The sequence below is a fragment of the Clostridioides sp. ZZV15-6388 genome, assembly GCF_020657755.1.
Lineage (GTDB): Bacteria > Bacillota > Clostridia > Peptostreptococcales > Peptostreptococcaceae > Clostridioides.
This window is the reverse complement of the sequence record NZ_JAGWCU010000151.1, coordinates 1-252: the sequence shown is the minus strand read 5'-3', so window position 1 is coordinate 252 and position 252 is coordinate 1. Positions and strand designations below refer to the sequence as shown.

At 29.4% G+C, this 252-nt stretch carries 1 pseudogene; it reads left to right on the top strand.

The annotated features are described in order from the left end of the window. Window positions 1-252: pseudogene (locus tag KGF48_RS20145) on the top strand (ABC transporter ATP-binding protein); the annotation flags it as partial.

Below are 252 nucleotides of genomic sequence, written 5' to 3'. Positions count from 1 at the left end.
TTTTACTTTTAGATGAACCTTTTTCAGCTCTTGACTATCAAACTAGATTGTTGGTTTGTGATGATGTTTATAGTATTATTAAAAATGAAAATAAGTCTACTATTTTAGTTACACATGATATTGGTGAAGCAATAAGCATATCAGATAAAGTTGCAATACTATCTAAAAGACCAGCTACTATAAAAAATATTTATGACATTGAACTTAATATGGATGGAACAAAAACGCCTCTCAAAACACGTAAGGTTCCCG